The following is a 16560-nucleotide window of genomic DNA, read 5'->3' on the forward strand; positions in this document are numbered from 1 at the left end:
TGGGGACTGGGAAGAAGGAATAAAGCTGTACTGAGTTTTTTTCAAAAATCAAATAGGAGTCCTATATTATTCGATAATTTTTGTTATAAATTAGCTAGTATTTGGATTTAGTATTTTAAATTAGCCAAATAGTGTTATTTATCTTGATGGTTCGAGCTAAATTTTCACCCCGCATATCAGACAACTAAAACATTGACCTCTAGCAAAAGAAACTTTTAGAACTCAACAAAAATCTATCTGTAGATAAGTTACTAAAAATCAAAAACTAGCTTAGGGTATGTACAGCCTCTGCAATGAGTATTGGTTTTTCCAAAAACTTTTCATGCCCCATATTCATTATTCTCAGTTACTACGTTATGGTCTTGTTGTATTAATTGTCGCACTAGCATTAGTGCTAATGTTGATGCTAGACCCTTGGTTAAGCATGAATAATACTCCTTTTCTACTATTTTTTAGCGCTGTAATGTTGAGTGCTTGGTATGGGGGTTTGAAATCAGGGTTGTTAGCAACTTTATTGTCTGCATTACTGAGCAATTACTTCTTTCTACCTCCAGCTTATGAGCTGAGTTTTGATTTATCTAATTCTGTGCGAATTGGGTTATTTGCATTGCAAGGATTGCTCTTTAGTATCTTATGTGAGGCATTAAAAAATGCTAAAACAGGGGCGGATGAAAATCTCCAAAAGCTAAGAGTTAGTGAAGAAAGATTTCGATTAGCGTTAAGTAGTTCAGATATCGTCGTCTTTCAGCAGGATCGCAATTTGCGATATCAGTGGATTCATAATCCTCAAGGTCTAGAAACTGCTGAAGAAATGCTGGGTAAGTCTGATGATGAATTATTTACCGCCTCAGTAGCAGCGCAATTAACGGCAATTAAGCAGAAGGTACTAAAAACTGGTGTTTCAACCCGTGAAGAGATTTATCTGACAATTGGTGAAAAAAACCTTTACTACGATTTGCTCGTTGAACCATTAAGGGATGTAGACAATAGCATTCAGGGTCTTACCTGTGCAGGTGTGAATATTACTGAGCGCAAGCAGGCAGAACTAGAAAAAGTCAGGTTGCACCAGGAACTTCAACAAGCTATTGGGCAAAAAGATGAATCTCTGGCTTTACTCAATGCTTGGCTTACTAGTTCGCCAGTGGCGCTGGCTTTTCTCGATCCCGAACTGCGCTACATTCATGCGAATGAAGCGCTAGCTGCTATTAACGGTGTACCACAAACTCAACATATTGGTCGCACCTTTAGGGAAGTACTACCAGAATGGGCAGCGCAAATTGAGCCTATTTTTCAGCAAGTGATGAAAACTAGGCAGCCCTTACTCAACCAAGAAGTAAGCGGTGAAACCTATCCTCCGGGGGTATATCGTTATGGTCTTGTCAGCTATTATCCGGTGTGTTTGCCGGATGGGCAATTATTAGGAGTAGGCATTAGTTCAATTGATATTACTCAACTCAAACAAACTGAACAAGCATTGCAAGAAAGCGAAGCGAAGTTTCGCAGCGTAGTTGAGTCAAACATGATTGGTATTGGCTTCTGGCATAGAGACGGCAGGATTACAGATGCTAACGATGCCTTGCTGAATATGGTGGGTTATACCCGTGAAGAATTACTTTCTGGAAAACTTAACTGGCAAAACTTGACTCCTACAGAATACCTGCCACTCGATAAGCAAGCACTAGCTCAATTTCAAGACAGCCCCTTTTGCACACCATATCAAAAAGAATATATCCGTAAAGACGGCTCACGCTTGCCGATTTTGGCAGGTGGTAGCCATTTTGAAGGGACTGTAGATCGAGGAGCTTTTTTTGTTCTCGATATTACAGAGCGCAAGCAAGCTGAGGAAAGGCTGCGCTATATCGCCCAAATTAGTAGTGTACTCTCTACTTCGTTAGATTATGAACAAACCTTACAACAAATCGCTAAAATCTCAGTTCCTCAGCTAGCTGATTGGTGTAGCGTTGATATTTTAAATGAAGATGGTTCCATTCGCCGCCTACCCATTGCCCATGCAGACCCATCGAAAGCGGAGTTGGCGCGTAAACTTCAGGAGTATGTGACAGATTACAAGGGTGCAAGTGCAATTACTAGAGTACTGCAAACTGGACAAAGCGAATTGATCTCAGAGGTATCTGACTCGCTATTAGTAGCAACTACTCAGAATCAGGAACACTTAGAACTTGTTCGGCAATTGGGGATGAAGTCTGTAATGATTGTGCCGTTAATCGCAAAAGGGCGGATACTCGGCTGTATTACCTTTATCAACACCCGATCGGATCGTCGCTACGATCGCACTGACCTAACTTTAGCAACAGAGATTACTCATCGTGCTGCCTTAGCAGTGGAAAATGCCCAACTTTATCGAGACATCCACCAAGCTTTAGTCCATTATGCCGAATCTCTATCTCTTCTAGATGCGCTGCTAGAAGCAGCTCCTATTGCTGTATGCTTTTTGGATCGAGAACTGCGATATATCCGCATTAATCAAGTTTTCGCTGACATTAACGGTTTAACTATAGAAGAACATCTAGGATGCAAATTTAGGGAAGTTTTGCCAGCGATGGCGGCTGAGTTAGAGCCACAGTTACAGCGCGTGTTAGATACTGGAGAACCCCTACTGAATATGGAAATCAGTGGTGAGACAAGAGGACAACTAGGACGTTACGGTTACTGGCTCGGCAACTATTACCCAGTTGATAACGCAATGGGTGAAACGGTAGGAATTGGCATTATTTTGGCAGAGGTGACAGCAGCCAAGCAAACAGAAGTTGCTTTGCGAGAAAGCGAAGAAAGGTTTCGGGCAATGTTCAATCAAGCAGCTGTCGGTATTACTCTAGTAGGGTTGGATGGACGATTTCTGCAAGTTAATCCTGCCCTATGCGAAATTACTGGGTATAGCCATGAAGAGTTAATGCAAATGAACTTTCAGGAAATTACCCACCCTGACGACTTAGAAGTTGATTTGGAAAATGCTCGGCGAGTTTTAGCAAAAGAAATTAGTGGATATTCCTTAGAGAAGCGCTACATCCGCAAAGATGGTTCTATCGTTTGGGCAAACTTAACTTCATCAGCAGTTTGGAATGCGAAGGGACAACCAATGTATGCATTAGGGATTATTGAGGATATTAGCCACCGCAAACGAATTGAAGCCACACAAAACTTTTTAGTCGAAGCCAGCACCTTACTAGCTGCCTCATTGGATTATGAAGTAACTTTAGAAAATGTGGCAAATCTAGCAGTTCCAACTTTAGCCGACTTGTGTATTGTAGATGTCTTCCAGGAAGATTGGTCAAGTAAACAAATTGCGATCGCAATTGCCGATTCCACAAAACTAAACATTTTAGACCAAATCCGTCGGCGTTATCGACCCAGAACCAAAGCCAAACAGCTTGTACGGCAGCTACACTTAGGTATATCTGTCTTTTATCCCGAATTATCTGACTCACATCTTTTACAGATGTCTGAAGACAACGAACATCTGCAATTACTGCAAAGTTTGGGTATTCGTTCTCTAATGGTGATTCCAGTTCGTTCCCGCGGGCAATTATTTGGAGCAATCTCTTTTTTTACCGCCGAGTCAGGTAGATACTACCAACAAACAGACTTGGCTTTAGCAGAAGATATCGCTCGGCGGGCGGCGACAGCCATCGACAACGCCAGACTCTACCAGGAAACTCAACGGTCTGTCAATCGCACCATACTTTTACAAAGAATAACTGCTGCCTTCTCAGAAGCCTTAACTCCCCAACAGGTAGCTGATGTAGTGGTAAACCAAGGCATTGCCGCCTTGAAAGCTACTGGTGGTTCCGTTGTCTTACTTACTGAGGCAAATACTACCCTAAATGTTGTGCAAGCAATTGGCTATCCGCAAACGCTGATAAATACTTTGACAACTTTTCCGATTACAGCACCTAACCAAATAGCAGAAACAGTCAGAACTGGGCAGCCGATTTTTTTAGAAAATTTAGCAGCCATGATTGCTAGATATCCCAACTTAGCAGATGTTGTGACTGTTATGGCGAATAATGCCTGGGCTTCCATTCCCTTGGTAGTAGAAGGAAAAGTAATTGGCGCACTGGGATTAAGCTTTACTACTGGACAAATATTTAATGAAGAAGACCGGGGATTTATGTTGACACTGGGACAACAGTGTGCGCAAGCGATCGCCCGCGCTCAACTTTACGAAGCTGAAAAGACTGCCAGGGCAGAAGCCGAGACAGCCAACCGGATTAAGGATGAATTTCTCGCTGTGCTTTCCCACGAACTCCGAACTCCCTTGAATCCAATTTTAGGGTGGGCAAAGTTACTCAGAACCCGCAAGTTCGACGAAGCTACTAAAATCCGGGCATTGGAAACAATCGAGCGGAATGCCAAGTTACAAACCCAATTGATTGGAGATTTACTTGATGTTTCCCGGATTTTGCAAGGTAAGGTTAGGTTAAATCTCCATGCAGTGGATTTGAAAATAGCGATCGCATCTGCATTAGAAACAGTGCGTTTAGCAGCAGAAGCCAAATCGATTCAAATTCAAATCATCTTAAGTAATGATATCGGCAAAGTTCTCGGCGATGGCGATCGCTTGCAACAAGTGATCTGGAATCTCCTCTCCAATGCCGTTAAATTCACACCTACGAATGGACTTGTAGAAGTGCGTCTAGAGCAAGTTGGTTTAGATGCCCAAATCCAGGTAATTGATACAGGTAAAGGAATTAACCCAGAATTTTTGCCCTACGTCTTTGATTACTTCCGGCAAGCAGATGCTAAGACAACCAGAGTATTTGGCGGATTGGGATTGGGACTGGCAATTGTGCGTCATCTGGTAGAACTTCACGGTGGCACAGTTCAGGCAGAGAGTCCAGGAGAAGGACAAGGAGCTACCTTCACAGTTAAACTACCTTTGCTCAAAAATTCTCAGTTGCGAGTTAGAAATAGTGAGGCTTCTCAAACAGAACTCAGTACTGACGAGACATTACTGGCTGGAGTACAAATCCTGCTTGTGGACGATCAAGCCGATGTGCGAGAGTTTTTTAGCTTTGTGCTGGAACAATATGGCGCGACAGTGACAGCAGTTGAATCAGCAGATGAAGCGCTGCAAACATTAGTGCAATCCCAGCCAGATATCCTCTTAAGCGATATTGGAATGCCCTTCATGGATGGCTATATGTTGCTGGGCGAAGTGAGAAAATTACCACCAGAGCAAGGCGGACAAATTCCGGCGATCGCTTTGACTGCTTATGCAGGAGAAATTAACTACAACCAAGCAATGGCAGCAGGATTTCAAAAACATCTACCTAAACCCGTCGATCCAGCAGATTTAGCCGCAGCGATCGTTAGTCTCATTGGGCGCACTTCACCTTCAGAGTAAATAAACTCTTCAATTTCTCTTCTTTCCTTTAGAAATTAAATATATATTTTTTATTTTTCTTTAGAAATTTGCCATTTGCAAATTGATGTTATAAATTAATGCTCAGGTTTTAATCAGAGATTTATTTACCAATGAAAACCCAACAGTTCAGTTCAACAACCCTAGAAAATAGACCTACCAAGACGAAAAAGCAGTCTTTTCCTGGTAGGAGTATTGGTACTCCCAAAGTACCATTTCGTAAATCCTATAAAATAGTCCAACAACATGAGTTACTTAGTGACTGGGAACACGCGAGTTAATTGAGTAACGTACTTACGATCTAAATTCATGTACTACTCTCGGTATCCAGTCAGACATTAAATGATACCAATTTCTGTGAAGTTGCACTTAATAACGAGGTGATGATATAATCCCATCCACAAATAGAAGCGTAGTTTACCACCGTAGGCATCGCTTTTGCTGAGATGGAACCCTTGAACCTGTTTTAACTTCCGTCTTAATTCATCTTTAGGCCCCTCGTTTATTCACCATCAAATTTTCTTAACACCTTGGTATCAAGAAATGGAAAAGTATTTAGTCACCAAAGAAGAGATTGAGTCTTATGAAGGACTAGAAAAAACACATTTTCTCAACTCCAATGCTCGCAGACTAAATAAGTCTTTAGGGGATTTGACAGGTTTAAAAAATATCGGTTTCCACATCATTGAAGTAGAGCCTGGACGTGAATCAACGGAACTTCATATGCACTATCACGAAGAAGAGTGCGTATACATTCTTGAGGGAAAAGCTGAGGCAACAATTGGAGAAAGTGTTTATCCAGTTAAAGCAGGAGATTTTATTGGATATCGTGCTGGTGGTAAGCCGCACAAGCTGAAAAACACGGGCAATTCTATATTCAAATGCATAGTAGTTGGTCAAAGGCTAGAGCATGATATCGGTGATTATCCAAATTTGCAGAAGCGTATATATAGGAGCAAAGGTTTAAAGTGGAATCTGGTCGATATGGAAAATATAGCTGAACCAGTAGCAGGTAAGAAGGCATAACAGGTAGAATGCATTTCCTCATGATTTCTTTGGCTCTATTGCCATGAGCCAACAATCTGAGTATTCTCCTTCATGCAGTTCATGTGTTGGCAATAGCTTTACTTTCACAAAACCACATTTTTCATAACAGCGAATAGCACGATAATTGTCAACGTGCGGATCTATGACAATTTTCTGAGCTTGACACTGTTCAAAAAGATAGTTGATAAATACTGATAGCATTTTTGTACCAATTCCCTTGTTCCAATAGTCGGTTTCGCCGATGAACAAGTCAATCGCATAGACACGATCGGTTTGATCAAGATGATACAATTGTCTATCAGTTTCCGATAAATCATTGAGTGTACAATACTGCAAATAACCAATGGGAATATTTTGATAGTAGAGGAGGCAAGCAATAACCGCCTCATCTCCCCTAACCATCGGTTTGTACGTTTCTATAATTCTTTCTAAAGGGAAAAAATTATCTCTTCCTTCATAAAATTCTAAAACTTTTGCATTAGTTAACCATTTTGCCATCAACTCATAATCATACATTTCATCTTGCATGAGACGAATAGATATTTCGTCTTTTTGAATCAGCATATCTTGTATAAATAGAATATTTTTTATAGCACCTATTAATATATAGCAATCCTATTTGATTCCTGATTACTCGTAAGGATCGGGGACTAGGGACTGGGGATGGTGGGGCCCCCTCTGGGGATAAGGGGTAATGGGGACTGGGAAGATAGGAATAAAGGTGTACTGAGTTTTTTCAGAAATCAAATATGAGTCCTATAAGTCATTAAAAATATCTATATTTTGACATAAGTTTTGAAAAAAAGAGGAATTTTATCTCTGTTTTCTAAGAATAAAATTCCCCTTAAACCCTTATAAGACCCTTGAGATTAGATAGTTATCCACAGGTGAGATTTATTTAGTTCCCACCAGATACAACAGCTTTATTATGTATCGCAGTGTCTTCAGGCTTTCTCTGCCATTTACCATCATTGCCTGGTTCGTATTCATTTTTTACACTATTCCAGGCAATATCACGCGCACCCTCTTCACTCGAACCATCACTTTCAGCAGCATTAAATGCCGCAATAAAAATCTGTTGTGCGTGTTCAGGCAGTTGTCCTTTGATTTCTTCCGTTAATTCATCTATTTTGTTATAAGGCATGAACTTACTCCGAATTATCTCAACTTGAGTCCATGCTAAAGAACAGGTAATCTAATTTCCTCCTTCTCTAAGTAGAGAAGCAAATAATCATACTTTTGGCTGAGTCAAACAATTTTTAAATCAGCGATGCAATAATGTTAATACTCATAGCTAAAATTGTGGTATTGAAAAAGAAAGATAATATGCCATGTAACAGAGTCAAGCGTCTCATACCGGGTGATGTTGTCTGCACATCTGAAACTTGACTGGTCATGCCGACTACAAATGAATAATATAAAAATTCCCAGTAGTCTGGATAGTCGTTATGAGGAAAATCTAAACCTCTAGTGATTTCTTCACTATGATTATGATTAATATATTTATAATAACTGTGCGCATATTGCACTGCAAACATCGTATGCACTAATAACCAGGAACCGATAATGGTCATAATTGAAAGTACAACGTGTAGGGTAAGCTGAATTATTGACAATCCTTTTTTATCAAGTAAAAACCCAATAGCTAAAACACTCGCACAAGCCGCAGCAATTACCAGCATAAATATAGCCAAATGTCCTTCATATTCACTCTCAGCATAACGGCGAATTTTTTCTGGGTTAGCCTTAATCATTTTCCACCACGTTATTGCTAAGAAAAAGTCAATACCGGAGTTCCAAGCACAGAGAATGCGAGTAGGTAAGTGCAGAGAATGCGGCAAGATTACTGAAACTAATACAGCGAGTCCGGTAGCAATAATTAATCGGGGTCGAGAATCAAAGTTTTTAAATAAATTAAGTTTCACAAATATTGCGATCGCAGAGTTTAACTAATTCGTAATTCATAACTTGTGGTGAAACACTACACCACATTACACAATCGTCATTCCAGATTTTACTAGGGTTTGAATCCACATAAGTAGATGGACAAAAATATTTACAACCATTGCAAACTCAGTGAATCAATCCAATACTCTGCAAATGTCTCACTTGCAATGACATTGTGTAATTAATTTTGTCCAACTACTTTTTTATCTTCCCAGTCTTTAATCTCCAGCCCTTAGTTCAATTAAAAATTATTGGAACTTGGCTCTAATCGTCTCTATGCGTTTACGATTAACACCCAAATCGCTTTGACCTAAACGTGAAGCTGAACGCACATGGATAAGATTTGCAGTCCGGTCTAGATAGAATTCTACATCATCGACAAATCCCAGTAAAGCACTTTTAAATTCTGCATATAAATAATCTTTACTTTCAGTAATGATTTTGGTTCTTGGTAAAGACTCAATAATCTGTTTAAGATTAGTAATCGCTTGTTCTGGAGTAGATGTAAAAGTCAGTGGTGCAATTTGATGAGATGCATCTGTACTCTGACTAGAAACGCAATTGGGGGAATTAGGACAGGGTGTTAATTTCCCGTTGCTAATACCTAAATTATTTGGTCGTTTGCCAGCAAAAACCATAATTATGTCTCCGGGTGAGTGAATAAATATACTCTCACACATTTGTTTGAATCACTGTAATATTTTGGCGTAATCGCATCTTCTAGCAAATGACAGATTCACTAAAACATCGGTGATGCGATCGCTCTTTATGATTCAATACGCTTGGGTTAGCGCCAAAAACCCAACATTTTCATAACTTTGTTAGGTTGCGCCTTGCTTTACCCAACCTACAATTTTTCATAAAAAAAACCTGTATTCTTTGCTCAATAAAGCTTACAGGCTATATTACACCTATACCAAGTTACTTCAGACTAGGCGATACTCAAATTAACTCGGACAATCAAATCGTTGTAATCTCGATCGCCGCCATTAGCCAAATCCTCAAAGCCAAAAGCGTTATTCCCTAATAGGCGAATATGATCTGCTTTGTCAGTGTTAGCACCCAAGAAGGAGAAGTAAACTGCCGGATCGTTATTGGTATTGCTATCAAGAATTGCATCAGTCCCGGCATTAACGATGATAAATGGGACGAAAATAGCACCAGGTTGGAAATTACCTGTGAAAGTTGCTGTACCTTCGTTAGCTACACTCAAATCAATACCAGCGACACGGTGACTAATAGCTGCCTGAGTATAACCCGCCTGTCCAACCAGCACATCTGCTGTACCATCGCCATTGGTATCGATGCCACCATTCTCATCAGTTATCTGATAAAAGCCGACAAAGTTGTTAAAAGCTGCTTCTCTATGAACTACAAATTCGGCTTTCACCAATTGTTTCACATCCCGTAAATCAATTAGTTCGGGTTCATATTTTCCTTGAAGACCAGTACCTAGAGGTGGATCTTGCTCTGTTGCTGCAATCTTGACAACCAAATTCTGGAAGTTGAGAGAGAACCCTGTATCGTCCACATTCGTATCTGAGGAAAAAAGCACCTGAGAAAACGGGGTTTGTCCAGATAGCACCGCCTGAGTAGTGCTGCTACGGATTAAATAAAATCTTAGGTTGCTCTCAGAATTGAATTCCAGTAGCCTGCTGAGGTCAGTGGGATTAAAACCATTCGGTAGTTTGGCAAGAGATGAAAGAAGCACTGTTGCCCGTTGGAGAGCTAGTTCGGTGTAATTTGCAGCACCAGGGGCTACGCCATTAATCCTACCTTCTGCATCGTCAACGACAAATACACCCAGTTCATTGACTTCTTCAGAGGTGTTGCTTTTTATCTTGACTGAGAGTTTGGCTTTTTCACCGTTAACTTGATTTCTTATAGTAAAGATATCACCTGTAATTCTTGTAAGTAGGCTGGTTGATTCAGTCTCAGCAGTAATCCCTTGAGCAACGGTAAGTGCAAACACATCACTAATTTCAGCCCCAACCGAATCCTTGGCGGTAACTTTGATGTTTAAGCTACCCAAGTTATTATTCGTAGGGACGCCGCTGAAAGTATGCTTATTAGGATTGAAGCTTAACCAACTGGGTAGTGGGTCGCCGTTGTCTAAGGTAGCAGTATAGGTTAGCGTATCTTCAATATCTACATCGCTAAAGGTGTTTTCAGGGATGGTGAAGTTAAAGGTAGTTTCTGCCGTAACTTTTTGGTCAGCGATCGCCTGCTCTACAATTGGTGGATTGTTAGCTTTAGCAATTGTGAGTGCAAATACATCACTAATTTCAGCAAGAGCTGGATCTGTGGCGGTGACTTTAATGTTTAAGCTACCCACATTATCATTCGTAGGAGTGCCGCTGAAGGTAAGCTCGTTAGCATTGAAGCTTAACCAACTAGGTAGTGGATCGCCATTGTCTAAGGTAGCAGTGTAGGTTAGGGTATCTTCAAGATCCACATCGCTAAAAGTGTTTTCAGGAATGGTGAAGTTAAAAGTAGTTTTTGCTGTGGCCTTTTGGTCAGCGATCGCCCGATCTACAATTGGCGCACTATTGAACTTAGCAACTGTCAATACAAACACATCACTGACTTCATCCCCAGAAATATCCTTGACAGTGACTTTGATATTCTGATTACCCAAATTCTCCATCGTTGGAGTACCACTAAAGTTCCGGGTAGCAGAATTAAAAGTTAGCCAACTGGGCAGTAAATCGCCGTTTTCGAGAGTAGCAGTGTAGGTGAGGCTATCGCCAGCATCAATATCAATGAAGGTATTTTCTGGGATCGTAAAATTGAACTGCGTATTTATGAGTACCTTTCGATTAGCGATCGCCTTAACTAACTCTGGTGCATCGTTAACGTTCTTAACAGTAAGTGCAAAATCATCACTGACTTCAACCCCAAAAATATCCCTAGCAGTAACTTTAATGTTGAAGTTACTCACATCTGCATTTAAGGGAGTGCCATTAAAGGTTTTGGTAGCAGCATTGAAGGTTAACCAACTCGGTAGAGAGTCGCCGTTTTCGAGAGTGGCAGTGTAGGTGAGAGTGTCGCCAGCATCAACATCCTTAAAGGTGTTGTCTGGGATAATGAAGGTGAAAACTGTATCTTCTGTTGCTTGTTGGTTAGCAATTTCATTCGCCACCTCTGGCGCATCGTTGGTGTTGTTAACAGTGAGTGTAAACACATCACTGATTTGAGCAAGATAAGTATCTGTGGCAGTAACTTTAATGTTTAAGCTACCCACGTTTGCATTTAAGGGAGTGCCACTGAAGGTTTTGGTTGCAGCATTGAAGGTTAACCAACTCGGTAGAGAGTCGCCGTTTTCGAGAGTGGCAGTGTAGGTGAGAGTGTCGCCAGCATCAACATCCTTAAAGGTGTTGTCTGGGATAATGAAGGTGAAAACTGTATCTTCTGTTGCTTGTTGGTTAGCAATTTCATTCGCCACCTCTGGCGCATCGTTGGTGTTGTTAACAGTGAGTGTAAACACATCACTGATTTGAGCAAGATAAGTATCTGTGGCAGTAACTTTAATGTTTAAGCTACCCACGTTTGCATTTAAGGGAGTGCCACTGAAGGTTTTGGTTGCAGCATTGAAGGTTAACCAACTCGGTAGAGAGTCGCCGTTTTCGAGAGTGGCAGTGTAGGTGAGAGTGTCGCCAGCATCAACATCCTTAAAGGTGTTGTCTGGGATAATGAAGGTGAAAACTGTATCTTCTGTTGCTTGTTGGTTAGCAATTTCATTCGCCACCTCTGGCGCATCGTTGGTGTTGTTAACAGTGAGTGTAAACACATCACTGATTTGAGCAAGATAAGTATCTGTGGCAGTAACTTTAATGTTTAAGCTACCCACGTTTGCATTTAAGGGAGTGCCACTGAAGGTTTTGGTTGCAGCATTGAAGGTTAACCAACTCGGTAGAGAGTCGCCGTTTTCGAGAGTGGCAGTGTAGGTGAGAGTGTCGCCAGCATCAACATCCTTAAAGGTGTTGTCTGGGATAATGAAGGTGAAAACTGTATCTTCTGTTGCTTGTTGGTTAGCAATTTCATTCGCCACCTCTGGCGCATCGTTGGTGTTGTTAACAGTGAGTGTAAACACATCACTGATTTGAGCAAGATAAGTATCTGTGGCAGTAACTTTAATGTTTAAGCTACCCACGTTTGCATTTAAGGGAGTGCCACTGAAGGTTTTGGTTGCAGCATTAAAACTCAACCAACTCGGTAGAGAGTCACCATTTTCGAGAGTGGCAGTGTAGGTGAGAGTGTCGCCAGCATCAACATCCTTAAAGGTGTTGTCTGGGATAATGAAGGTGAAAACTGTATCTTCTGTTGCTTGTTGGTTAGCAATTTCATTCGCCACCTCTGGCGCATCGTTGGTGTTGTTAACAGTGAGTGTAAACACATCACTGATTTGAGCAAGATAAGTATCTGTGGCAGTAACTTTAATGTTTAAGCTACCCACGTTTGCATTTAAGGGAGTGCCATTAAAGGTTTTGGTAGCAGCATTGAAGGTTAACCAACTCGGTAGAGAGTCGCCGTTTTCGAGAGTGGCAGTGTAGGTGAGAGTGTCGCCAGCATCAACATCCTTAAAGGTGTTGTCTGGGATAATGAAGGTGAAAACTGTATCTTCTGTTGCTTGTTGGTTAGCAATTTCATTCGCCACCTCTGGCGCATCGTTGGTGTTGTTAACAGTGAGTGTAAACACATCACTGATTTGAGCAAGATAAGTATCTGTGGCAGTAACTTTAATGTTTAAGCTACCCACGTTTGCATTTAAGGGAGTGCCACTGAAGGTTTTGGTTGCAGCATTGAAGGTTAACCAACTCGGTAGAGAGTCGCCGTTTTCGAGAGTGGCAGTGTAGGTGAGAGTGTCGCCAGCATCAACATCCTTAAAGGTGTTGTCTGGGATAATGAAGGTGAAAACTGTATCTTCTGTTGCTTGTTGGTTAGCAATTTCATTCGCCACCTCTGGCGCATCGTTGGTGTTGTTAACAGTGAGTGTAAACACATCACTGATTTGAGCAAGATAAGTATCTGTGGCAGTAACTTTAATGTTTAAGCTACCCACGTTTGCATTTAAGGGAGTGCCACTGAAGGTTTTGGTTGCAGCATTGAAGGTTAACCAACTCGGTAGAGAGTCGCCGTTTTCGAGAGTGGCAGTGTAGGTGAGAGTGTCGCCAGCATCAACATCCTTAAAGGTGTTGTCTGGGATAATGAAGGTGAAAACTGTATCTTCTGTTGCTTGTTGGTTAGCAATTTCATTCGCCACCTCTGGCGCATCGTTGGTGTTGTTAACAGTGAGTGTAAACACATCACTGATTTGAGCAAGATAAGTATCTGTGGCAGTAACTTTAATGTTTAAGCTACCCACGTTTGCATTTAAGGGAGTGCCACTGAAGGTTTTGGTTGCAGCATTGAAGGTTAACCAACTCGGTAGAGAGTCGCCGTTTTCGAGAGTGGCAGTGTAGGTGAGAGTGTCGCCAGCATCAACATCCTTAAAGGTGTTGTCTGGGATAATGAAGGTGAAAACTGTATCTTCTGTTGCTTGTTGGTTAGCAATTTCATTCGCCACCTCTGGCGCATCGTTGGTGTTGTTAACAGTGAGTGTAAACACATCACTGATTTGAGCAAGATAAGTATCTGTGGCAGTAACTTTAATGTTTAAGCTACCCACGTTTGCATTTAAGGGAGTGCCATTAAAGGTTTTGGTAGCAGCATTGAAGGTTAACCAACTCGGTAGAGAGTCGCCGTTTTCGAGAGTGGCAGTGTAGGTGAGAGTGTCGCCAGCATCAACATCCTTAAAGGTGTTGTCTGGGATAATGAAGGTGAAAACTGTATCTTCTGTTGCTTGTTGGTTAGCAATTTCATTCGCCACCTCTGGCGCATCGTTGGTGTTGTTAACAGTGAGTGTAAACACATCACTGATTTGAGCAAGATAAGTATCTGTGGCAGTAACTTTAATGTTTAAGCTACCCACGTTTGCATTTAAGGGAGTGCCACTGAAGGTTTTGGTTGCAGCATTAAAACTCAACCAACTCGGTAGAGAGTCACCATTTTCGAGAGTGGCAGTGTAGGTGAGAGTGTCGCCAGCATCAACATCCTTAAAGGTGTTGTCTGGGATAATGAAGGTGAAAACTGTATCTTCTGTTGCTTGTTGGTTAGCAATTTCATTCGCCACCTCTGGCGCATCGTTGGTGTTGTTAACAGTGAGTGTAAACACATCACTGATTTGAGCAAGATAAGTATCTGTGGCAGTAACTTTAATGTTTAAGCTACCCACGTTTGCATTTAAGGGAGTGCCACTGAAGGTTTTGGTTGCAGCATTAAAACTCAACCAACTCGGTAGAGAGTCACCATTTTCGAGAGTGGCAGTGTAAGCGAGAGTGTCTTCAGGATCTTGATCTTGGAAGCTATCTGAGATTGTGAAGTTGAAATTTATGTCTTCTGGAGTCTCTTTGTCTGCGATTTCCTTCACTAGTACTGGATTTTGGTTAACCCTGTAACGTGCCACAGCAAAGTTATTGGCGCTTATTCCCGCGACTATTATCGTACCATCGTGTTGGGTGAGAGCATAGGCATTATCAGTAGTCTTTGTGCCGATATCAGTAGTGATAATGCCAGTAGTGTTGAAATCAGTGTCAAGAGTACCATTGCTGTTGTAACGTACTAAAGCAAAGTTATTGTTACTCGAACCCGCCACAATAATTTTGCCATTAGCTTGCACGCTAACGCTGTAAGCTATGTCAGTACCGCCCAAGTTAGTAATGACCTTGCCAGCAGTACCAAAGCTGGTGTCGAGACTTCCATTGCTGTCGTAACGTACTACAGCAAAGTTATTAGTACTCACTCCCGCTAACAGAATCTTGCCATCATCTTGCAGGGCAATGCTGTAGGCGGTGTCTGTGGTATTAGTACCAATATCAGTAATGACCTTGCCAGCAGTACCAAAGCTGGTGTCAAGACTTCCATTGCTGTCGTAACGTACTACAGCAAAGTTACTACTACTCACTCCCGCTAACAGAATCTTGCCATCGTCTTGCAGGGCAATGCTGTAGGCTATGTCAGTACCGCCCAAGTTAGTAATTACCTTGCCAGCAGTACCAAAGCTGGTGTCGAGACTACCATTGCTGTTGTAACGTACCACAGCAAAGTTACTACTACTCGCTCCCGCTACCAGAATCTTGCCATCGTCTTGCAGGGCAATGCTGTAGGCTATGTCAGTACCGCCCAAGTTAGTAATTACCTTGCCAGCAGTACCAAAGCTGGTGTCGAGACTACCATTGCTGTTGTAACGTACCACAGCAAAGTTACTACTACTCGCTCCCGCTACCAGAATCTTGCCATCGTCTTGCAGGGCAATGCTGTAGGCTATGTCAGTATTGCCGAAGTCAGTAGTGACTTTGCCATCACTATCAAAGTTAGTGTCGAGACTACCATTGCTGTTGTAACGTACTACAGCAAAGTTATTATTACTCACTCCCGCTACCAGAATCTTGCCATCGTCTTGTATGACAATGCTTCTAGCAATGTCACTGGTATTAGTACCAATATCAGTAGTGACCTTGCCATCACTATCAAAGCTGGGATCGAGAACTACAGATAGAATTGAAGCGTACGCTGTTATTACTTCATGCCGAAACGCTAAACGAGGAACAATAGGTGCTGTAGAAACCTCCAGTTCCCAATCACCACCTAATGCAGCACTCCCTGTCAAGTCATCAGAGGCAGCTACTACTGCACCTGTCAATTCGCTCAGACAGCGTATAAACAATACACCTGGCTCGGTTTGAGCGACTTTGCAACCATATAGCAGTAGTTGTGCGTCTTCACCCAAAGCATTTGCCCAACCCATAAGTTGGGCTGCGTAACGATTGAGTGTTTCGTTGTTGAGTTGACTGTTGCCCAAATAGATGTACCCAGGTGCGCCGTGGGAAACAATGTGCAGACTATTGACTTTCTGATGAGACTCTAGCACTTGACTAATTTGCTCAATGCCATCTTGGTTGGCATCTAAGACTACAACTGAGGTATCTGGTAATACACCCATCACCAGACTTTGGTAGTCATCAACCTGTGGGTCAATAAAAACTAGGCGAGTAGGATACAAGTCTAAAGTTGGTTTAATATTAATGCTGTTAGATATTTTGTGTATAGTAAAATTTTTATTGCTACTATGCTTTATCATAATT

At 41.6% G+C, this 16560-nt stretch carries 7 protein-coding genes; 2 read left to right on the forward strand and 5 right to left on the reverse strand.

What is annotated here, in order from left to right; all coding sequences use genetic code 11:
- Positions 1–322: 322 nt before the first annotated feature.
- Together RMY64_RS17280 and RMY64_RS17285 are read left to right on the forward strand one after the other, a co-directional pair.
- Positions 323–5365 carry a PAS domain S-box protein gene (locus RMY64_RS17280; protein WP_322700692.1) on the forward strand — a complete coding sequence of 1681 codons (5043 nt, stop codon included), beginning with the start codon at positions 323–325 and terminating at the stop codon, positions 5363–5365.
- A 561-nt stretch (positions 5366–5926) separates the two neighbouring features.
- The gene (locus tag RMY64_RS17285) at positions 5927–6409 is read left to right on the forward strand and encodes a cupin domain-containing protein (protein WP_322700693.1); all 483 of its coding nucleotides are present in this window, start codon (positions 5927–5929) and stop codon (positions 6407–6409) included.
- Positions 6410–6427: 18 nt separating this feature from the next.
- Here the strand turns inward: RMY64_RS17285 and RMY64_RS17290 are convergent, their stop codons facing one another.
- From RMY64_RS17290 to RMY64_RS17310, 5 genes are all read right to left on the reverse strand, one after another.
- A complete protein-coding gene (locus RMY64_RS17290; RefSeq protein ID WP_322700694.1) occupies positions 6428–6994 on the reverse strand; it encodes a GNAT family N-acetyltransferase in 567 nt (188 codons plus the stop codon).
- Between the two features lie 334 nt (positions 6995–7328).
- Positions 7329–7574: a ChaB family protein gene (locus RMY64_RS17295; RefSeq protein ID WP_322700695.1), complete on the reverse strand. Its 246-nt coding sequence runs from the start codon at positions 7572–7574 to the stop codon at positions 7329–7331.
- Between the two features lie 115 nt (positions 7575–7689).
- A complete protein-coding gene (locus RMY64_RS17300) occupies positions 7690–8355 on the reverse strand; it encodes a DUF1345 domain-containing protein (RefSeq protein ID WP_322700696.1) in 666 nt (221 codons plus the stop codon).
- 270 nt (positions 8356–8625) lie between these two features.
- Positions 8626–9015 (reverse strand): DUF1499 domain-containing protein, encoded by a 390-nt coding sequence (locus RMY64_RS17305; RefSeq protein ID WP_322682617.1) that lies wholly within the window; start codon positions 9013–9015, stop codon positions 8626–8628.
- Positions 9016–9308: 293 nt separating this feature from the next.
- A complete protein-coding gene (locus tag RMY64_RS17310; protein WP_322700697.1) occupies positions 9309–16556 on the reverse strand; it encodes a putative Ig domain-containing protein in 7248 nt (2415 codons plus the stop codon).
- Positions 16557–16560: the final 4 nt, after the last annotated feature.

Source organism: Nostoc sp. DedQUE08 (assembly GCF_034530895.1).
Classification (GTDB): Bacteria; Cyanobacteriota; Cyanobacteriia; order Cyanobacteriales; family Nostocaceae; genus Nostoc.